Consider the following 18,600-nt stretch of genomic DNA (forward strand, 5'->3'; position numbering starts at 1 on the left):
CGTGTGTCGGCGCCGGGCACATGCGTGCCACGGCATGTTCGTGGCCTCGCCGGGGCTGGGGCGCGGCCCGTGGCGTGCGGCACACTCGGTGTGTGCACCTTGTCGAGTTCGCCTTCGCCAAGCCGCGGGAGGCGCCGGAGCTCTCCTCCGACGCCCTGCTCGCCGCGCTGTGGGCGGTGTGCGGACCGGACGACGGCGTGGAGCACGTCCGCGTGCACACGAGCCGGGCCGGTGCCCGGGGCGCGGCGTTCCTGCTGGCCCCCGACGAGGCGAGTGCCGTGCGGCAGTGCCGTGAGGTGTGCCGGCGGGCCCTGGCGCTGTCGGCTGCCCTGCGCGACTGGCGGCTGACGCATCCCGTCGGGGCCTGACGTGGTGCGGGACATGCCCGTACCGGTTCGATCATCTGCCCAAGTCGTGGTGTAGCGCGAACTGTTCCTTGCCACGTCCTCATTCTTGGACTAGTGGGCGCCGCGACGCTTCTCTCTGTGTGCTGAGATGACGCCGTGGCGGGCGAGGGCACCGCGGACAGGCTTCCCGCTCAGTCGGCCCCGGCCGCCGTCGACTGACGCGCCCGCCCGTCGACACGGAGGCGGTCACCCCATGGTCGGGATGGCCCCCTCCGTCGTGTGGGGACGGCTGTCCCTGCGGAAACGCCTATTGTGGGCCGTTGACCTGCACCTTTTCAGTTGGCTCATCTTCACAGGTGGACTGAAGACCGCTCAACTTGGTTCTGGGAAGTCGCTCTTGATTCCCTGACGCTCGACCAACTGCGCCTGGGAGTGCGAAACCGCCCCTGCCGGCCCCCCTGAGCCTCACTTGGCGGCCCGCCCTGCTGAAGGGGCACCAGCGTGCCGCCCACCGCGGGCGGTCGGGCCTGATGTCACAGGCGGAAGATTTCGGCGAACCGGTCGAAGAGGGCCGAGGGGCCCTCGATGTGGACGCTGCCGTTGGCGACCGCTTGGGCAGGGGTCAGGGTCCCGCGCATGATCTCGAGGATGGGGCGGCCGGCTCGTCCTTCGATGATCAGGTCGGGGTCGGCGTGGGGGCCGGTTTCAACGGTGAGCCCGGCACCGTCGATGGACAGGCTGAAGGTCGTGTCGCTCATGCGCACCTCGTAGCCGATCGCGGCTCCGGTTGTGGCTTCGGGGTGGAACGCCGTATGGAACGACAAGGCCCGGCTCTCGGGTGTCGCTATCTCGCCGGTGCGGGGCTCGGTCATGGTCTGGGCGCCCCATCGGCCGAGAGCGATCACCGCCGGCTGCAGTTCGCGGCCGTACTCGGTCAGTTCGTAGACGACGCCACGGTCCGGGTGGGGAAGTGCACGACGGACGACGATGCCGTGCCCTTCGAGCTGCTTCAGACGCGTGGCGAGCATGTTGGTGGGGATGTTCGGCAGGCCGTTGCGGAGGTCCGTGTAGCGCTTGGGGCCGAGGAGGAGGTCGCGGACGATGAGGAGCGTCCAGCGCTCGCCGACCATCTCCATCGCGCGGGCCAGGCCGCAGAACTGTCCGTACTCCTTCACCATGTTCGCATTCTAGTGCAAACATCGATCTGCGAACTCAGCTTGCATTTTACAAGTACACTTCATTCTGGTTAGCTGGATTCACCGGCACGCACGACCAAGGGAGGGAAGAGGGCATGTCCTTTCAGGCGTACCTGGACAAGATCGAGGACAAGACCGGCCTGACACCGCGGCAGTTCATCGCGCTCGCACAGGAGCGCGGCTACGACGACCCGGACACGAAGGCCGGCACCATCCTGGAGTGGCTCAAGCAGGACTACGACCTGGGTCGCGGCCACGGAATGGCGCTGGTCCACGTCATCAAGAACGGCGCGAAGATCTCCGACAAGCACGTCGGAACGGACGGATCACACCGTGACGAGTCCGACACGCTCTGGCTCGACGGCAAGGCAAACCGGCCCTGACCGAAGACGGCGAACAGGTCCTGCCCAGACCGGAAACGACCCGCGTGTGACCGCTGCTCCACCACAGGCGGCGGTCCTTCGCCGTGGGGCCCCGCACGAGGCGACATCCCGTTCCGCGGCGAACGCGGTCGTGCCCGACGCCGCCGCTGATGCGACTCCGAGCAGACCATGACGTCGGTTCAACGTCCCGACGCGAAGATCGCTCCACCCATCCCGCAGGGCGGGAAACGCGCATCCGTAGCCGCCCTCACGGTGGCCGGGGTCAGCCGAGGACAACGGCCTCCAGCCCCGCTCACGCGATGCCGTGGCGCCGCGCCGGCTCCTCCTCCTGGGCGCCAGCCGGTACAGCGCCTTCAGCACCGGCTCGAACAGCACCGTCGCCGCGACCGCCGCCTCGCCCCTCTCCTCCTTCGAGGCGTACCTCTCCATGAAGCCGAGGCCGCGGACGGCGACCTGGTGCATCAACTCGGCGTACGGCGCCAGTCGGTCGTACCTCGCGCCCTCCTCGGGTGACCGCATCAGCCCTTGGCGTCGACCCGGTGGGTGGACACCAGGAGCGCCGCGCAGACGACGCCGAGCGCGGCCAGGACGGTTTCGGCTCCCATGGCCTCGGTGTAGCGCAGTGGCATCGCCGCCGAGGCAGGGTAGAGGAAGACGCCGGCGACCGCGATCCCGGTAGCGGCCCCCAGCTGCTGGGCGGTGCTGAGCACGCCGGACCCGGCCCCGGCGTCCTGGGGCGGTACGTGGGCGAGGACGATGCCGGTGAGCAGGGGGACGATCATTCCGTTGCCGAGGCCGTACGTCGCGAAGGCGAGCATGAGCGGGAGGACGACTGTCTCCCGTGTGCCCAGGGCGACGGCGGCGAGTGCCGCGGCGAGACCCACCGCGGTCAGGGCGGCGGCGACGACGAGCACTCGGGGGCCGTAGCGAGTCTGCAGGGTGGGACCGATGCGTGATCCGACGGCGATGGCAACGGCGGCCGGGGTGAAGACCAGGCCGGCGGCAGCCGAGCTCAGGTGTGACTCGTCCTGGAGATACAGGCCGAGCAGCACGGCGAACGGCACGCTCGCCATGTACAGCAGGAAATTCAGCAGGACGCCCAGGCTGAACGCGCGGCTGTTGAAGAGTCGCACCGGGAGCAGTACGACGCGGTCTGTCCGGCCGCGCAGGATTTCGTGCCGGACGAAGACAGCGAGGAGGAGCAGAGCAGCGGTGATGAGGGTCAGTCCTGTGGGCAGGAATTTCCATTCCTGGACGGCCGCGAGCGGCAGGAGCAGCAAAGCGAAGCCGAGTGTGCTCATGGCCATGCCGGTGCCGTCGATGCCCTGTCCGATGCGGGTGGTGGAGTCGGATGGCATGAACCGGGCGACGGCGATGTAGGCGAACGCGCACAGGGGTACCGCGACGAGGAAGACGGGGCGCCAGCCCAAGCCCAGGAGGTTCCAGGAGGGAATCGCGCCGCCGAGTATCTGTCCGCCGACCATGCCCAGGCTCATGGAGATGCCGTACCAGGAAAGCGCCTTGGCGCGTTCGGAGGGCGGGAACTGGATGCGGATCAGGGCGAGGACCTGGGGCTGGAGCACGGCTGCGGAGGCGCCCTGGGCGAGACGGGCGGCGATCAGGGCCGGTGGTGACCAGGCCATCGCGCAGGCCAGTGAGGTCAGGGCGAACAGAGCGACGCCCAGGCGGTACATGCGGCGGCGGCCGACGAGGTCTCCCAGCCGGCCGCCCGTGATCAGGCCGAGGCCGTAGACCAGGCCGTATCCGCCGACGACGGCTTGGAATTCGAAGGGTGAGAGCCTGAACGACTGGTTGATCGAGGGTGCTGCGAGGTTGACGCAGAACTGGTCGAAGAGGGAGAGGAAAGGGCCGATGACCAGAACGGCGAGTGCGTGCCACCGGCGTGGGTTCAGTGTCCCGTTCGCCTCGGCCGGGAGGGCGGTTGCCGCGGCCGGTGGGGGGCTGTCGGCTGTGCGGGGGGCGCGAACCGTAGGGCCCGGTTTCACGAGAGTGTTCTCCTAACGGCCAAGCTGCCGATTTCCGACGGGGTTCGGTCAGGCGCGGTTCATCCAATCCGCCGGGGGCGATGGTCACAAGCGGACTTGGCTGAGTCCGCACGGTGACCGCCGCTCGTGGCGGTTTGTGCAACTTGGCATGGACAGCGTTCGGCGGGCGCCAACATCCTTCCGGTGGCGGCATCCCCTTTTCAGGAAGGCTGTGCCATGGAAAGCCATCGCCCGGCGTCCCTCCTTTCCGGGGAGAACGCACGGGAAGACGAAGTCCGGTCGTTGCTGCTGCGGGTCCTGGACGGTTCGGTGCGTCCCGATCCGTATCCGGTGTTCAACCGGATACGGGAGGCCGGGCCGGTGTGGTGGGACGAGGGAACCGTCGTCTTTTCCTCGTACCGTCATTGCGCGGCCGTCCTGCGAGAGCCCGATGCCGTGGCGCGGCGTGCCGGTGGATGTCCCGTTGGTTCTAACGAGCAGCCAGAGCTGCTTGCCATGTCCGTGGCAGGTTCGCCGGAGCATGTGTGGTTGCGCCGGCTGGTGTCGCGGGCGCTCACACCAGAACGGGTGCGCGCTCTTGTCCCCTTCGTTCGTGCCCGTGTCGACGACCTGCTCGACGGGGTGGCCGCACGAGGGCGGCTCGAGGTGGTCACGGATCTGGCGTATCCGCTGCCGGCGGCCGTGATCTGCCGTTTGCTGGGTCTTCCACAGCGGGATGCGTCGTGGCTGCACAGGCAGGCACTGCTGCTGTCCCCCGCGCTGGACCCGCATCCGCTGCTGACCGGTTCCGCGCCGCCCGGAGGGGATGCCCGCCGGCTGGCGGAGGAGGAGCTGACTGCCTATCTGGACGCGCTCGTGCGGGCGCGTGGTGCCGATCCGGGCGAGGATCTGCTGTCGGTGCTGGTGGGTGCGGCGGCGGAAGCGCGGTCCGGGGCGGCGCAGGTTGCGGCGGCCTGTCGGTATCTGCTCGTGGCGGGGCACGAGACGACTGTCGACCTCGTCTCCAACGGGGTCCTGGCGCTGCTTCGTGCTCCTCATGAGCTTCAGGCGGTGCAGCGCGACACCCAGTACGCGGGTCAGGTGGTGGAGGAGGTCCTGCGCCTGGATCCGCCGGTCCAGCTGCTCCATCGCCGTGCCGCCGCCGACCTCGACATCTGTGGCACGCGCGTTCCGGTCGGCACCACCATGGTGCTGCTCCTGGCGGCGGCGCATCGGGATCCGGACGTGTGGGACAGTCCCGAGGTCTTCTCGCCCGGTGGAGCCACGGCGATGCACACCGCCTTCGGGCTCGGCCCGCACGCCTGCCCGGGGGAACCGGTGGCTCGTCTGATCGCCGAGGCGGTCCTCGCCAGGTTCGGTCAGCGGGTCACAGGCGCCCGGTTCGCCACCGGGTCGCCGTCCTACCGACCGAACGTCACCCTTCGCGGCCTGCGGGCGCTGTGGGTCGATGCGGACGGCTTCGGCGGCCGCGAACTGCCCTGGCCGTCTTCGTGACGCACCCGCCGCTTCGCTTCGTAGCGCTCACCCCCTTGGGAGCAATCTCGTGACAGTTCTTCACACAAGCTCGCACACACGGACACTGGAGTGTGCGTTCGACATGCCTGCCGGCGGCGACCGGGATGTCCTGGCCGGCCGCAACGTCCTGGCCCGCGTCGTGTACGGGCACCACGGCGGGCGGCCGACGCTGTACCGGGGGGCTCCTCGGCTCGACGTGCACATGGTCGCCGCTGACGCCGCCCCGTTCACCGAGGTCTGGGCCACCGACCGCCCCGTGCGCTGTGGCCTGCAGGACAACCTGGTGTACGCGGAGGACGGTGAGTACTTCTTCTGCGCGGTGCGCATAGAGGAGAGCGGTGTGTACCGCGACGCGGTGCACACCGCCTACGGTGCCGCGTTACGGCTGGCCTCACAGCGGGGGTACACAGAGCTGTTCCGCATGTGGAACCTCGTCGGTGACATCACCGGGGACAACGCTGAGGGCACCGAGATCTACCAGGACTTCTGCGCCGGTCGTGCGCGGGCCTTCGACGACTGGTCCGACCGCTTCGAGGGGCTGCCCGCGGCGACCGGCATCGGTTCCCTGGGCGCGGGTATCGACCTGTACTTCCTGGCCTGCCGTCCCGGCCGCGCCACGCATGTGGAGAATCCTCGGCAGACTCCGGCCTACCGCTATCCCGACCGGTACGGGGCCACGTCGCCGAGCTTCGCGCGCGGCACCCATCTGGCGTCCGAGGGCTACGGGACAGGGGCCGTCTACGTCTCGGGCACGGCCAGCATCCTCGGTGACGACACGGTGCATCCCGGCGACATCGAGCGGCAGCTGGATGTCACCCTCGCCAACATCGAGACGCTGGTGAGCAGCGAGAACCTGCGCCAGCACGCACTGGACGCCGGTTTCCGGCTGGCGGAGATGGGGTGCGTCAAGGTGTACGTCCGCAACGCCGAGCACCTGCCGATCGTGCGGGCCAGGTGCGCCGAGGTCTTCTCCGGGGACGCGGCCATCGCCTTCTTCAACGTCGGTATCTGCCGAGCGGATCTGCTGGTCGAGATCGAAGGGATCTGCCGATGACGACGGCACCGCCACAGGCCCTGGACAGCGCGATCGCACCGGCGTCCGTCACCCAGGTCAGCAGCGGCAATCTGGTGGAACTGCTGGAGGCGTCCGCGCGGGCGCATGGCCGGCTGGAGCGCACGGCCTACATCGACGACGGAGTCGAGTACTCCTTCCGTGCGGTGTTCGAGGGGGCGGAGCAGGCGGCTGCGGCGTTCGCGGGGCGAGGTCTCGGGCTCGGCTCACGGATCCTCATCGCCCTGCCGGACGGCATGGACTTCGTGTGGGCGTTCCTGGGCGCGCTGCGCATCGGGGCTGTGGCGATTCCCGTGAACTCCATGTTCCATCCGGACGAGATGGCACGGGCGGCACGCGTCGCCGAGCCCGCGGCCGTGGTGGCTTCGTCCCAGTTCGAGGAACTGTTCACCGCGCCGGTGCTGACTGCGGACCGTCTGCTGGGCAGCGGCGGCGCGGTGCCGCGGTTCGCCGACTGCTCCCCTGGCACGCCGGCCTTCGCCGCCTTCACGTCGGGTACGACCGGCGGGCCCAAGTTGTGCTTCCACACGCACGCCGATCCAGAGATCCTTGATCGTGCGGCCGGTGAGGCCATCGGTGTCACCGAGGACGACGTCTGCTACTCGGTACCGCGGATGAACTTCGCGTACGGGCTGGGCAATTCACTGTTCTTCCCGCTGCTGCGAGGTGCCGTCACCGTGCTCAGCGGGCGGCGGCTCGCTCCGGCCGACTGCCTGGCACTCCTCGCGCGGCACGGTGTGACCGTCTACTACAGTCAGCCGACCTTCTTCGCGCACATGCTCGGTCACTCCGAGGCGGCAGAAGTCCTCGGTGGTCTGCGAGCGGCGGTCGTCGCGGGCGAGGTGCTGCCGCAGGCCCTGGAGCGCCGGCTGCGGGCGATCCTCGGCGAGCGTCTGCTCAATGTGTACGGGACGACCGAGATCGGGCACGCCCTGCTGGTCAACGGTGCGGGCGCCTATCGTGAGTTCACGCTCGGCAGGGTGCTGGAGCCCTATCGGCTGCGGGTCGTCGACGAGGCAGGGCAGCCGGTGGCGCCCGGCATCGAGGGCCGTCTGGAGCTGGCCGGACCCACCATCGGTCCGGGCGTGGCACACGGAAGTGACGCGCCGCTGCGGCTGGCACCGCAGGAGTGGTACGCCACCAGCGATGCGGCAACGGTCGACCCCGACGGTTACGTCCGGGTGTACGGGCGTCTCGACGACGTGGAGATCGTCGGCGGCATCAACGTGCACCCCACGGAGATCGAGGACCGTCTCATGGAGCACCCGGCCGTGAAGGAAGCGGCGGTGTGCGCTGTACGGCGCGACAGCGGGGTGTCGGCGCTGCGTGCCTTCGTCGTGCTGCGGGCAGGCGTCGACGCCGAGAGTGCGCACGGGGTGCGTCAGGAGCTGCTCGCCACCGCCGAGGCGACGCTGACCTGGTACAAGGTCCCCGAGGACGTCGTCTTCGTCCCGTCTCTGCCGCGCAATCACGTCGGCAAGCTGCTGCGCCGCACGGTGCGCGCGCAGGCGGCCGACGGCTCGCTCGGCCCGTGAGACGGCCCGGCCGCCATGTGAGCGGCCCCTGTCCTGTCTGCCCCGACCTGCTTGCCGGCCCCTCGTCGAGCCCGGCTTCGTCCACCTGGAGTGAGAGCGTTGACAACAGCTGATACCGGCACCACCGCGGTCACCTTCGACGGCGAGAGCCTCACCATCGACGCGGTGAGCCGTGTCGCGGAGTCGGGGGCTCCGGTGGGTGTGTGCCCGAGTGCCGTGGCCAAGGCTCTCAAGAGCCGCGCGATGCTCGAGGACCTGGCGGAGCAGAACATCCCCATCTACGGCGTGACCACCGGTTACGGTGAAATGATCTACATGCAGATCGACAAGTCGAAGGAAGTCGAGCTGCAGACGAACCTGGTGCGCAGCCACAGTGCCGGAGTGGGCCCGCTGTTCGCCGAGGACGAGGCGCGGGCCGTGGTGGCCGCGCGTCTCAACACGCTTGCCAAGGGTCATTCCGCGGTCCGGCCGGAGATCCTCGAGCGCCTGGCGCTGTATCTGAACGAGGGCATCACGCCGGCGATACCGGAGATCGGGTCGCTGGGCGCCAGCGGCGACCTGGTTCCGCTCGCTCACCTCGCCGGCACGCTCATCGGCGAGGGCCAGGTGCTGCGCGACGGCAGGCGCCAGGAGACCGGCAAGGTACTCGGGGAACTCGGCATCGCTCCGCTCCAGTTGCGTTTCAAGGAGGGCCTGGCGCTGATCAACGGGACGTCGGCCATGACAGGCCTGGGCGCGCTGGTGGTGGAGCGGTCCTTCGCCCAGGTCCGCCAGGCGGAGATGGTCTCGGCTCTGCTCAACGACGTCCTGCGCGGGTCCAAGAGCCCGTTCCTGGCCGAAGGCCACGACATCGCCCGGCCTCATCAGGGGCAGATCGATTCGGCGGCCAACATACGGACTCTCCTCGCAGGCAGCCGCCTGGCCCTGGACCACGCGGATCTGCGCCGTGAGCTGGAGGAGGCCCGGCAGGGCGGTGGTGACGTCCAGCGGACTGACGTGTACCTGCAGAAGGCGTACACCCTGCGGGCCGTACCTCAGATCCTCGGTGCCGTCCGTGACACCCTGGGGCACGCGCGGGAGAAGCTGGAGACGGAGCTCAACTCCGCCAATGACAACCCGCTGTTCTTCGAGGGCGAGGAGATCTTCCACGGGGCGAACTTCCACGGACAGCCGATCGCGTTCGTCATGGACTTCGTCACCATCGCGCTCACCCAGCTCGGTGTGCTCGCCGAGCGGCAGGTCAACCGGCTGCTCAACCGGCATCTCAGTTACGGGCTGCCGGAGTTCCTCGTCGCCGCCGAACCGGGCCTGCACTGTGGTTTCGCCGGCGCGAACTACCCGGCGACCGCACTGGTGGCGGAGAACCGGACCATCGGGCCCGCCAGCACCCAGAGCGTGCCGTCCAACGGCGACAACCAGGACGTCGTCAGCATGGGGCTGATCGCGGCCCGCAACGCCCGGCGCGTCCTGCAGAACAACAACCGCATCCTCGCGGTGGAGTTCCTCGCCGCCGCCCAGGCCGTGGACGTCTCCCGGCGGTACGACGGCCTGAGCCCGGCGAGCAGGGCCACGTACGAGGCGGTGCGCTCCCTGGTGCCCGCTCTGGGCGTGGACCGCTACATGGCCGACGACATCGAGCTGATCGCCGCGGCGCTGTCGCGGGGCGAGTTCCTGCGGTCCCTGGTCCACCAGCAGGGGATCGAGCTGCGCTGACCCGGCGCGTCACCTGGGTGAGGGGCGGTGCACGGATCCGTGTGCCGCCCCTCGCGCGTGCCGCGGACTTCCCCAAGTCGCGGCGCGGCTTCTTCCCCCTTGCCCTCTCCAGCCGCTCGGGCCGGACACCACGGCGTGGCGGTCCTAGCGTGGCGGCAACGCCGCACATCCCCTCCCCGTCCCACCTTCCGGTGAAAGGCACGCCCATGACTCAAGTGGCGCCCCGCCCCGCCCTGAACGCTTCCGGCACGCCACGGGCCCGCGGCCCGCGCCGGCCGTCTTTCTTCTTCAACGGCCATGCGCCGCGTCGTCGCGCGCTGGTCGCCGCGGTCAGCGCGCTGTTCGGTTTCGCCCTGACCGTGGTCTGGTCGGCGGAGTTCGTCGACCGGACCATCGGCGACAACGTCGCCGACACCCTGCTGGGCCACCATGCCAAGGGCACTCCCATCGCCGGTGTCCTGGCCGGTCTGGCGTTCGCCGTGGCGACCGGGATCGCCGGCACGTTCACGGCGTGCAACGTCGCCGTGTTCAGCGCGCTGGCCCCGCTGGCGGGCCAGCCGTCCTCCCCGCGGCGGCGGCTGGTCGCCGCTCTGCGGCCGCTGAGCAGGCTCGCGCTCGGCGCGGTCACCGTGTCCGCGCTGTACGGCGTGGTGGTGGCACTGGCCGGTACGGGCATGCCGCAGTTCGACGAGACGCAGTCGAGCGGCTCGGGTCTGTCCGGCCGCCTGATCCAGGCGATGGTGGTGTACGGCCTGATCGGCCTGGCCATGGTGGTCCTCGGGCTGTCCTCGCTCGGCGTGGTGAAGGACCCCCTCGCACGGCTCACGCACCGCTTCCCGGGTGCTCCCATGCTGATCATGGGCGGATTGATCGGCGCTTTCCTGATCGGGCGTCCGTTCCCGCTGTTCCGGCAGTTGTTCCGGGACGCCGCCGAGAGCGGCAACGTCCTGTACGGGGCGGCGGCGTTCACCTTGCAGACCCTCGGCAACATCGTCGTCATGGCCGCGCTGTTCCTCGTGGTGACCGGTGTCTTCGGCGACCGGCTGCACCGCTGGCTGACGGCGAAGCCGAGCCGCGCCTCGGCGCTGATGGCGGCGGCTTTCATCGCCGCCGGGGTCTTCATGGTCCTGTACTGGGATGTGCGGATCCTCGCCCGCAGGGATCTGATCTGGTACCCGATCGCTCCCTGGGCGCAGTGAGAACTGCCCCGGAAAGGAACCGGGCGGGGGGGGGGGGGGGGGGGGGCCCCCCCCCGGGGGGGGGGGGGGGGGGGGGGGCCCCCCCCCGGCCGGTTCGTGTGTCACGGACGGTTCTCACGGCCCTGGGGGCCGACGCGTCAGGCCGCGAGGGTCTGCTCCTGCTCGGCTCCCTCCTGCTGGGCCGCCTCCTCCTGGCCGATGGGCGGGACGTGCCGCATCAGGGCCACGAAGAAGACGCCGGCGACGGCGATGAGGACGGCGCTGACCGCGGCCACCGTGTGCAGGCCGCCGGTGAAGGCGACGCGTACGGGGTCCAGCAGCGTGTCGGCGAGCGAGCCGGGCAGCTGGTCGGCGGCGGCCGCCGCACCGGCGACGCTGTCGCGGGCCGCGTCGGCGGCGGTCTCGGGCACCTCCGGCGGGACGGTGTCGGCGATGTCGCTGCGGTAGACGGCCAGGCCCAGCGTGCCCAGGGTCGCCACACCGAGGGCGGCGCCGAACTCGTTGCTCATCTGGGACAGCGCCCCGGCCGAACCGGCCTTCTCCGGGGGGACGGTGCCCACGACCATGTTGGTGCCCAGCGCCACGATGGGGGCGCCGCAGAAGGAGAAGACGGCGAAACCGGCGATCAGCACGGCCGTGCCGGAATCGGCGTCGAGTTGCGTGAAGGTGAGCAGGACGGCGGTCACTCCCGCGATGCCGGCGCCGATGACGTACGCGGGGCGGATCTTGCGGGCGATGATCGGGCACACCGCGAAGGAGACGGTGGCCGCGGCCATGCCGGGGAGCATGCCCAGGCCCGCCTCGAAGGGGGACATGCGCTGCGCGGCCTGGAAGTACTGGGTCATGAAGAGCATGACCGTGCCGCCGATGAGGCTGTAGGCGAGCAGGCTGAGCAGGGCCGCGGTGAACCGGGCGTGGGTGAACAGGCGGACGTCGAGCAGCGGGCTGGCCAGGCGGCGCTGGCGCTGGACGAACAGCACGCCGATGACGAGGCCGGCGACCAGGACGACCGTGGGCAGGGTCTGCCGGCCGTCGCGGGCGAGTTCCTTGATGCCGTAGATGACGGGGACGGTGCTGCCCAGGCTCAGCAGGACGCTCGGCAGGTCGAGGCGGCCGGCCTCGGGGTTCTTGAACTCCGGCAGGACGCGTGGGCCGACGATCAGCGTGAGGGCCATGACCGGGGCGCCGATCAGGAACAGCGAACCCCACCAGAAGTACTCCAGCATCACGCCGCCGAGCAGCGGGCCGATGATCGCGCCGAGGGTGAAGCAGCTGGCCCACAGGCTGATGGCGACCGTGCGCTGCTTGGCGTCCTGGAACATCGTGGTGATCAGCGCCAGGGTGGACGGCGTCAGGGTCGCGCCGGCGATGCCCAGCAGCACGCGCGCCGTGATGAGCATGCCGGGGCTGGTGGCGAAGGCGGCCAGCAAGGACGCGGCGCCGAATGCGGCCGAGCCGATCAGCAGCAGTTTGCGGCGGCCGATGCGATCGCCGAGGGTCCCCATGGTGACGAGGAAGCCGGCGACCATGAAGCCGTAGATGTCCATGATCCACAGCTGCTGGTTGGAATTGGCGCCGAGATCCGCGCTCAGGTGCGGCAGCGCCAGGAGGAGTACGAAGACGTCGAGGGCCACGAGGAGGGTGGGCAGGGCGAGGATGCCCAGCCCGATCCACTCCTTCCGCCCGGCTTTGGGAGCACCGCCTGCAGTCATGTGCCTGTTACTTCCCATCGTCGTGAGTCGTGCGCGGGTGGGTGAGGGTGGTGCCGGTGCGAGGAGTGCCGGATACGCGCCCCCGCGCCGTGCGCGTGCCCGTGCGCCTGCGTGCCGTCGGGCCCATCCGTCACCGTCCCCCCGCGCCTGCCGTGTCCGCATCTCCCTGTGTGCTGTGTCCGCAGGCGGAATCAGTGAGTTTCATGAAGCAACTTGGAAGATGCCCAGGCAGACGCGGGGTCCGTAACGTCATGGACACAGCAGCCGGAACCTCCCGGCGCACCTCACGACTGACAGGGAGTCAGGACATGACCGTCAAGAACAAGCTCGGCCTCATCACCCGCGTCGGCGCCACCGCCGCGATCGCGATCGGTCTGGGGGTCGCGGTCACCCCGAGCGCGACGGCCGCCACCCCGGTCGTCACGGTGACGCCGGCCACGGGTCTCGCCGACGGCACCGCGGTCACGCTCAAGGCCACGGGCCTGACGCCGGGCACCGTCTATCACGTGGGCCAGTGCGCCTTCGTCGACGGCGGCCAGTACGGGTGCAACAAGGCCACCGCCCTCGATGTCACCGCCGACTCCGCGGGCAGCGTCACCACGAAGATCACCGTGAAGCGGTCCTTCCAGGCCGTGGTCGGCTCCGCCACCACGCCGTGGGGCACCGTGGACTGCAAGGTCACCGCCTGCCAGGTCGGCCTGGGCAGCGACGCGGGCGAGGGCGGTGGTCAGGCGATCACCTTCTCCTGAGGCACGACCGGCTGCTGAGGAGCGGTCAGCTCCGAAGCCCCCCGGGACAGTTCGGCTCACCGGCGCCCTCCCGCTCCCCGTCCCTGTCCGCCCCGGCCCACCCCCTCAGGGCCGGGGCGAAAGGAGCGGGGAGCCGCTCGCCGTGTGCGGCTTCGGCGCTCGGCGAACGGGGCCGCGCGCCGGTCGGTGCCGAGGCGGTCGGGCCGGGCGGGACAAGGTCGACGCCGTGCGGGCCGGGGGCGTGGACGAGGGCGTCGCCGCCGGCGTGCGCCCGGGCCGGGACACAGGCCTTCTCGCCGGTGCGGGCCACGGGGGAGGCGGTGCAGTCCAAGGGGCCCCCGGCATCCGCCGGGCCGATGTCGAAGCTGCGCCAGATCCATGCCCAGGCGGCGACCTGCCGGAAGGGCCCGCCGGGGCCGTCGTCGGAACCGGTACCGGCCGGCGTGCTCATCGCCGCGCCGTCGCCGGCGGGCCGTCCGCCCGGGAACGGGATGCCGCGGGACCCAATGCCGCAGGGCCGTAACCGACGCCGGTCAGTGTCTCCGAGAGCTCCCACAGGCGGACCTGCGCCCTGGCGTCACGTGACGCGCGGCTGCTGGCCGCGGGGGCGGGCAGGCCCCGGCTCTCGAACCGTTCTCCCGGGCCGAGGTACGTCCCTCCCGGCAGGAGCAGGTCGGTCGCGGCCCGCAGCACGGGCAGCGCCGCCCGGTCGGGCGGCTGTGCCAGCAACCGCAGCGCGGCCCGGCTCACCGGGCGCAGCCACGCCGGCGCCTCCCCCTGCCACAGGGCGGTCGCCGACAGGCCCGGGTGGGCGGCGACGGAGACGGTTTCGGCACCGCTGTCGGCCAGGCGGTGCTGCAGTTCCCGGGCGAACATCAGGTTGGCCAGCTTCGAGCGCCCGTAGGCGGTCAGCGAGCGGTGGCCGTCGGCGGCACGAGCCCGCGGTTCGTTCACCGCGCCCCGTCCCACCCGGTGGGCGAGGCTGGCCACCGTCACCACGCGGGAGCCCGGCACCCGGCGCATCAGGTCCAGCAGCAGCCCGGTCAGCGCGAAGTGCCCCAGGTGGTTGACGCCGAAGTGGGGTTCGAAACCCTCCTCGGTGCGGCGGAGGGAGGGGAACATCACCCCCGCGTTGTTCAGCAGCACATCGAGCCGCTCGTGCCGGCTGCGCACCTCGGCCGCGGCACCGCGGACCGAGTCCAGTGAGGCGAGGTCGAGGCGCACCACCTCGGTGCGCCCGCCGATGCGGGCCGCGGCCGCGCGGCCGCGTTCGGTGCTGCGGCAGGCCAGGACGACGTGCGCGCCGCGCTCCGCGAGCGCCCGGGCCACCTCGAAGCCGAGGCCGCCGCTGCCGCCGGTGACCAGTGCTGTTCTGCCGTGCTGGCCGGGAACACCGGCCGGGGACCAGTCCACGAAAGTCCTCCCTGGGTGGCCGCGCACGCCATGGGGCGTCAGAGAGCGGCGCCGTAGCCGTGTTCGACGATGATGTCGGCCGCGACGTCGTAGAAGGCCGGGTCGGACGCCGCTTCGGTGGCCAGGCCGCTGACGTAGCGGTTGTACATGCAGAAGGCCGCCGCGATCAGGACGGTGTCGTGGAGGTGGCTGTCGGTGGCGCCCTCGGTGCGGGCGGCGGCGATCGCCTCGTCGGAGACGGGACGGGCCTGGGCCTGGACCTCGGCGGCGACCCGCAGCAGGCTCTTCAGCAGCGCGGAGACGGGTGCGGAGGCCGGGTCGGCGAGGACCGCGCGGACCAGGTCGGCCCCGCCGTTCAGCTGGGCGGCCGCGAACGCGCTGTGGGAGTGGGCGCAAAACGGTGTGCTGTTGAGGTGCGAGACGTACGCGGCGATCAGCTCGCGCTCGCCGCGCGTCAGCGGCGAGTCGCCGCTGCGCAGCAGCGTCTCCGCCAGGTGGGTCAGCGGGGCACCGGTGTCGGGACGGTGGGCCATCAGCCCGCTGATGCCTGGCAGGTCGTTGTCGATCGCGATGTGCGCCATGACAGCACCCTTCGCTCGGGGCGGCTCGGTCGGTGTCATCGTGGTCAGCGGGGTGACGGGCGGCCAACTCCCAGCGTGCGCAACCGGGAGCCGGAGCGTGAACGCGCGGTGCGGCCCGGGCGCCGGTTTCCGGCTTCCCGCCGGAGTGCGCACGCAGGGAGTTGGCCGGTGCCCGCGCGTCTTCCGACGATGGGCACCGACCGGCCGCCCGGGACAGCGGCGGCCGGCCGCCCCTGCCCACCGCCCGCCCCGGCCGCCGCGACGACTCCGGCCGGCGGATCACGTCCCACGGCCGCGCCCGCGCCGTCCGAAGGAGCCCCATGCCCGTGTCCGCGCCCGCGCCCTCCAGCAGAAAGGCCCACCGCCGTTCGGTCACCGCCACGGTCGTCGGCAACTTCATCGAGTCCTTCGACTGGCTGGCGTACGGGCTGTTCGCGCCGCTGTTCGCCGCCCGGTTCTTCCCCTCCGGCAACGCCCTGACCTCCGTCCTCGGAGCGTTCGCCGTCCTCGGTATCGGTGTCCTCATGCGCCCCCTCGGGGGTCTCCTGCTGGGCCGGTTCGCCGATCGGCGCGGCCGGCGTCCCGCGCTCATGCTGGCCGTCTCCCTCATGGCGGGCGGCTCGTTCCTGATCGGTGTCACGCCGACGTACGCGCACATCGGTCTGCTCGCCCCCGTCGTGCTGCTCCTCGCGCGCATGGCCCAGGGCATCTCGCACGGCGGCGAGTGGCCGGCCGCGGCCGCTTATCTGATGGAGGTCGCGCCCGAGAAGCGCAAGTGCACCTACGGCAGCCTGTTCTCCCTGACCACCTGCGCCGGCGCGTTCGCCGCGTCCCTGCTGGGCGGCGGCCTGACCGCCGCGCTCGGCCCCGAGGCCATGGCGGCGTGGGGGTGGCGGGTGCCGTTCCTGGTCGGCGGTGTCCTCGGTGTGGCGCTGCTGGTGCTGCGCACCCGGCTGACCGAGACCGACGTGTTCCAGCGGGAGGTCCGCAGCCGGGCCGGGCGCGGCTCCGTGCGCCAGGTTCTGGGCACCTACCGGCGCAACGTGCTGGTCGCCGTTCTGTTCGTGGCCGGTACGGGCACCGTCGGCGGTACCTGGACCGCGGTCGTGCCCGCCCTGGGCGGGCGGCTGGCCGCGCCCGGCACGATGATGTGGGTCGCCGTGACCGCGACCGCGTTCCTCATGGTGGTCAACGTTCCTCTCGGCATGCTCGCCGACCGGGTGGGAGCCGCCAGGTTCCTGGCCGTGGCCAGCGTCGTCTTCGCGGTCCTGGGCTCCTGGTCGTACCTGACCATGCGGGGCACTTTCGCCAGTCTGCTGTTCGCGTACGGCTCCGGCGTCGTCTACCTGGTGTGTGCCACCACGGTCCTGCCCAAGCTGCTGACGGAGATCTTCCCCGCGCAGGTTCGGGCTCTGGGCATCGGGCTTCCCAACGCTGTGACCAGTGCCGTGCTGGGCGGTGTCATGCCCGTGTCGGCCGCTTTCGCCGCCGAGCACGACGCCTCCGGCTGGTTCATCGCCGCCGTCATGGCGGCCGTCCTGATGTCGCTTCCGGCGGCGGCCCTCTCCCGCCGTCGGCCGGCAGTCGTCCGTCCCGCGCTGGACCCGAACACGCTCACGCTCACGAAGTGACGGACCGGGTCCGGGCGGCGGGTACCGCGGCCCGGGCCTTCGGCCGCGCCGGCGGGCGACCACGTGGCGGACCGCCGCCGGGCGGACGGGGCCGGGGCCGCCGGGCGGACGGGGCCGGGACTGCCGGGCGGACGGGGCCAGGGGCTGCGCGGCCGAAGACGCGTCGGCCGCAGGGCCACGGGTCTGCGGGGTCGCCTGTCACCGCCGTCCCGGCACAGCACACCCGGGGCGGAACACCGTTCGATGACAACGTTTCCGTCGCCCTCGGCGACTCGGACGCTCCGCCCACGGGGGCGCGGCGAAGACCGGTGGCGGCCTGTGACGACGCGCCGGGAACAAGGCCGGGGCCATCGGCCACCGGGCCGCGAACCCGCGCGCCCGCCGGCCCCGGATCACGTTTCCGGGTCCCGGTGGTAGTGCGTCATCGCCCGTTCGCCCTGGACTCCGAGGTCCCGGCGCAGGCCCTCGGGGTCGATGAGCTGGGCCGTGTCGACGGCGATGAGGGCGTGTGCGCAGCCGCGTCGGCGCAGTTCCCCGAGGGCGGCCGCGACCAGGGCGAGGCCGACGCCCAGTCCGCGCGAGGCGGGGGCGACGGCGGCCTCCAGGACGCGGCCCTGGCCGCTCGCCGCCTGCGCCAGGACGTGACCGGCGGGGTGGCCGGCGATCTCCATGAGCAGCGCGAAACCCGAGAGCTCGCGCAGCCGCCGGATCCGGCCGTGGAAGACGGCCGGATCATGGATCTTGGAGCCTCTGGCGAGGCTGCGCAGGTGCAGGCCGTGCATCGCGTCCGTGTCGTCGGCCGTCACAGCCGGGCGAATGTGCGCGTCGCGGGGCAGGACCCCCGCAGGTGCCTCATGTGAGAGGTCGACGTCGTACTGGGTGATCGTGGCGCCGCGCACGAACCCGGTCTCCTCCAGGACGCGCGGGAGCACGGTGTCGCCGCCGAGGATCCCGCCGACGTCGACCCCGTAGGAGGTGCCGTGCGTGACCGCGAGCGCGTCGGTGCGGTCCAGCAGGTGCAGTACCAGGAAGCGGGCGGCCGCGGCGCCACGCCGGCCGGGCAGGACCGTAAGGGCCGCGTCGACGGCGGGGCCGCCGCTCGGGGCCAGCGATCCCCAGCCGAGCAGTTCGTCGCCCGGACCGGTCAGGCACCAGCTGTTGTCCTCGTAGTGCGGGTGCGAGATCGCCAGCAGAACGTCCTCGCGGGTCCAGGTGGCCGTGCCCGTGCTGCCCTCCTCGTACGCCCTGACCAGCCGCACCAGCGTGTCCACGGGGACGTCGGCGGAGCGTCTGAGGACGAATTCTCCGGGCAGGGTCATGGAATTTCGTGCCCCCTTTCTGGGGGATCGGTCCAACGGTCGGTCGACAGGTCGTCGCCCTGGGCATCCAGTGAGGCCGGGCATGGAAGCGCCACCGATGGACCTCGGGGCACGGGGGCGGACGCCGTCAGCGTCTGCGGCGGCCGGTGCGCGAGCGGGCCGGTCTGCCGCTGCTCCAGGTCCTGGCGGGCGGCGGGCAGAGTACGGGCCGACGGCCGGTGCGTGGACG

General features: G+C 71.4%; 16 protein-coding genes and 1 pseudogene. 9 read left to right on the plus strand and 8 right to left on the minus strand.

Translation table 11 applies throughout. The features are described from left to right. Positions 1-92: 92 nt before the first annotated feature. The gene (locus tag ACPT94_RS33880; RefSeq protein WP_360335252.1) at positions 93-368 is read left to right on the plus strand and encodes a hypothetical protein; all 276 of its coding nucleotides are present in this window, start codon (positions 93-95) and stop codon (positions 366-368) included. A gap of 512 nt (positions 369-880) precedes the next feature. Here ACPT94_RS33880 and ACPT94_RS33885 read toward each other — a convergent pair. Next, positions 881-1,525 carry a winged helix-turn-helix transcriptional regulator gene (locus ACPT94_RS33885; protein ID WP_425247598.1) on the minus strand — a complete coding sequence of 215 codons (645 nt, stop codon included), beginning with the start codon at positions 1,523-1,525 and terminating at the stop codon, positions 881-883. 113 nt (positions 1,526-1,638) lie between these two features. Here ACPT94_RS33885 and ACPT94_RS33890 point away from each other — a divergent pair, with 113 nt between their 5' ends. Then, positions 1,639-1,926, plus strand: a complete 288-nt coding sequence (locus ACPT94_RS33890; protein ID WP_360335256.1) for a DUF4287 domain-containing protein — start codon at positions 1,639-1,641, stop codon at positions 1,924-1,926. Positions 1,927-2,218: 292 nt separating this feature from the next. On the opposite strand, the pseudogene ACPT94_RS33895 reads toward ACPT94_RS33890, so the two are convergent. Both ACPT94_RS33895 and ACPT94_RS33900 read right to left on the minus strand, forming a co-directional pair. Then, a pseudogene (locus tag ACPT94_RS33895) lies at positions 2,219-2,409 on the minus strand (MerR family transcriptional regulator); the annotation flags it as partial. 35 nt (positions 2,410-2,444) lie between these two features. Then, positions 2,445-3,932 (minus strand): MFS transporter, encoded by a 1,488-nt coding sequence (locus ACPT94_RS33900; RefSeq protein WP_425247599.1) that lies wholly within the window; start codon positions 3,930-3,932, stop codon positions 2,445-2,447. A 183-nt stretch (positions 3,933-4,115) separates the two neighbouring features. On the opposite strand from ACPT94_RS33900, the gene ACPT94_RS33905 reads away from it, so the two are divergent. From ACPT94_RS33905 to ACPT94_RS33925, 5 genes are all read left to right on the plus strand, one after another. Then, complete coding sequence (locus ACPT94_RS33905) at positions 4,116-5,426, plus strand: cytochrome P450 (RefSeq protein ID WP_425247600.1); 1,311 nt, start codon at positions 4,116-4,118, stop codon at positions 5,424-5,426. Positions 5,427-5,529: 103 nt separating this feature from the next. Continuing rightward, on the plus strand, positions 5,530-6,501 hold the full coding sequence (locus ACPT94_RS33910; protein WP_425247601.1) for an FkbO/Hyg5 family chorismatase: 972 nt from the start codon (positions 5,530-5,532) through the stop codon (positions 6,499-6,501). After that, positions 6,498-8,054 carry a class I adenylate-forming enzyme family protein gene (locus ACPT94_RS33915; RefSeq protein WP_425247602.1) on the plus strand — a complete coding sequence of 519 codons (1,557 nt, stop codon included), beginning with the start codon at positions 6,498-6,500 and terminating at the stop codon, positions 8,052-8,054. Before ACPT94_RS33910 ends, ACPT94_RS33915 begins: the two co-directional genes overlap by 4 nt. A 99-nt stretch (positions 8,055-8,153) precedes the next feature. Further along, positions 8,154-9,767, plus strand: a complete 1,614-nt coding sequence (cmdF, locus tag ACPT94_RS33920; protein WP_360335265.1) for a tyrosine 2,3-aminomutase — start codon at positions 8,154-8,156, stop codon at positions 9,765-9,767. A gap of 206 nt (positions 9,768-9,973) precedes the next feature. Beyond that, positions 9,974-10,966: a hypothetical protein gene (locus ACPT94_RS33925; RefSeq protein ID WP_360335267.1), complete on the plus strand. Its 993-nt coding sequence runs from the start codon at positions 9,974-9,976 to the stop codon at positions 10,964-10,966. 137 nt (positions 10,967-11,103) lie between these two features. On the opposite strand, the gene ACPT94_RS33930 is transcribed toward ACPT94_RS33925, so the two are convergent. After that, positions 11,104-12,678 carry an MFS transporter gene (locus ACPT94_RS33930; protein ID WP_425247603.1) on the minus strand — a complete coding sequence of 525 codons (1,575 nt, stop codon included), beginning with the start codon at positions 12,676-12,678 and terminating at the stop codon, positions 11,104-11,106. Between the two features lie 308 nt (positions 12,679-12,986). On the opposite strand from ACPT94_RS33930, the gene ACPT94_RS33935 reads away from it, so the two are divergent. Further along, positions 12,987-13,427, plus strand: a complete 441-nt coding sequence (locus tag ACPT94_RS33935) for an enediyne antibiotic chromoprotein (RefSeq protein WP_360335270.1) — start codon at positions 12,987-12,989, stop codon at positions 13,425-13,427. 25 nt (positions 13,428-13,452) lie between these two features. Here ACPT94_RS33935 and ACPT94_RS33940 read toward each other — a convergent pair whose 3' ends face one another. From ACPT94_RS33940 to ACPT94_RS33950, 3 genes are read right to left on the minus strand one after another with little or no spacing between them, the layout of a single operon-like run. Further along, positions 13,453-13,878, minus strand: coding sequence for a hypothetical protein (locus tag ACPT94_RS33940; protein WP_360335272.1), 426 nt, complete (start codon positions 13,876-13,878; stop codon positions 13,453-13,455). Further along, the gene (locus tag ACPT94_RS33945) at positions 13,875-14,840 is read right to left on the minus strand and encodes an oxidoreductase (RefSeq protein ID WP_360335274.1); all 966 of its coding nucleotides are present in this window, start codon (positions 14,838-14,840) and stop codon (positions 13,875-13,877) included. The genes ACPT94_RS33940 and ACPT94_RS33945 overlap by 4 nt, the downstream gene beginning before the upstream one ends. Positions 14,841-14,878: 38 nt before the next feature. Beyond that, the gene (locus ACPT94_RS33950; RefSeq protein ID WP_360335276.1) at positions 14,879-15,421 is read right to left on the minus strand and encodes a carboxymuconolactone decarboxylase family protein; all 543 of its coding nucleotides are present in this window, start codon (positions 15,419-15,421) and stop codon (positions 14,879-14,881) included. Between the two features lie 320 nt (positions 15,422-15,741). On the opposite strand from ACPT94_RS33950, the gene ACPT94_RS33955 reads away from it, so the two are divergent. Continuing rightward, positions 15,742-17,052, plus strand: coding sequence for an MFS transporter (locus ACPT94_RS33955; RefSeq protein ID WP_360335278.1), 1,311 nt, complete (start codon positions 15,742-15,744; stop codon positions 17,050-17,052). Positions 17,053-17,444: 392 nt separating this feature from the next. On the opposite strand, the gene ACPT94_RS33960 is transcribed toward ACPT94_RS33955, so the two are convergent. Then, positions 17,445-18,371, minus strand: a complete 927-nt coding sequence (locus ACPT94_RS33960; protein ID WP_425247604.1) for a GNAT family N-acetyltransferase — start codon at positions 18,369-18,371, stop codon at positions 17,445-17,447. Positions 18,372-18,600: the final 229 nt, after the last annotated feature.

The sequence above is a fragment of the Streptomyces aurantiaciflavus genome (genome assembly GCF_049808595.1).
Taxonomy (GTDB): Bacteria; Actinomycetota; Actinomycetes; order Streptomycetales; family Streptomycetaceae; genus Streptomyces.

Coding starts and splice junctions, on each gene's coding strand:
- ACPT94_RS33885 (WP_425247598.1), bottom strand. CDS start 1,525: ATGGTGAAGGAGTACGGACAGTTCTGCGGCCTGGCCCGCGCGATGGAG.
- ACPT94_RS33890 (WP_360335256.1), top strand. CDS start 1,639: ATGTCCTTTCAGGCGTACCTGGACAAGATCGAGGACAAGACCGGCCTG.
- ACPT94_RS33910 (WP_425247601.1), top strand. CDS start 5,530: ATGCCTGCCGGCGGCGACCGGGATGTCCTGGCCGGCCGCAACGTCCTG.
- ACPT94_RS33915 (WP_425247602.1), top strand. CDS start 6,498: ATGACGACGGCACCGCCACAGGCCCTGGACAGCGCGATCGCACCGGCG.
- ACPT94_RS33925 (WP_360335267.1), top strand. CDS start 9,974: ATGACTCAAGTGGCGCCCCGCCCCGCCCTGAACGCTTCCGGCACGCCA.
- ACPT94_RS33930 (WP_425247603.1), bottom strand. CDS start 12,678: ATGACTGCAGGCGGTGCTCCCAAAGCCGGGCGGAAGGAGTGGATCGGG.
- ACPT94_RS33935 (WP_360335270.1), top strand. CDS start 12,987: ATGACCGTCAAGAACAAGCTCGGCCTCATCACCCGCGTCGGCGCCACC.
- ACPT94_RS33940 (WP_360335272.1), bottom strand. CDS start 13,878: ATGAGCACGCCGGCCGGTACCGGTTCCGACGACGGCCCCGGCGGGCCC.
- ACPT94_RS33950 (WP_360335276.1), bottom strand. CDS start 15,421: ATGGCGCACATCGCGATCGACAACGACCTGCCAGGCATCAGCGGGCTG.
- ACPT94_RS33955 (WP_360335278.1), top strand. CDS start 15,742: ATGCCCGTGTCCGCGCCCGCGCCCTCCAGCAGAAAGGCCCACCGCCGT.
- ACPT94_RS33960 (WP_425247604.1), bottom strand. CDS start 18,371: ATGACCCTGCCCGGAGAATTCGTCCTCAGACGCTCCGCCGACGTCCCC.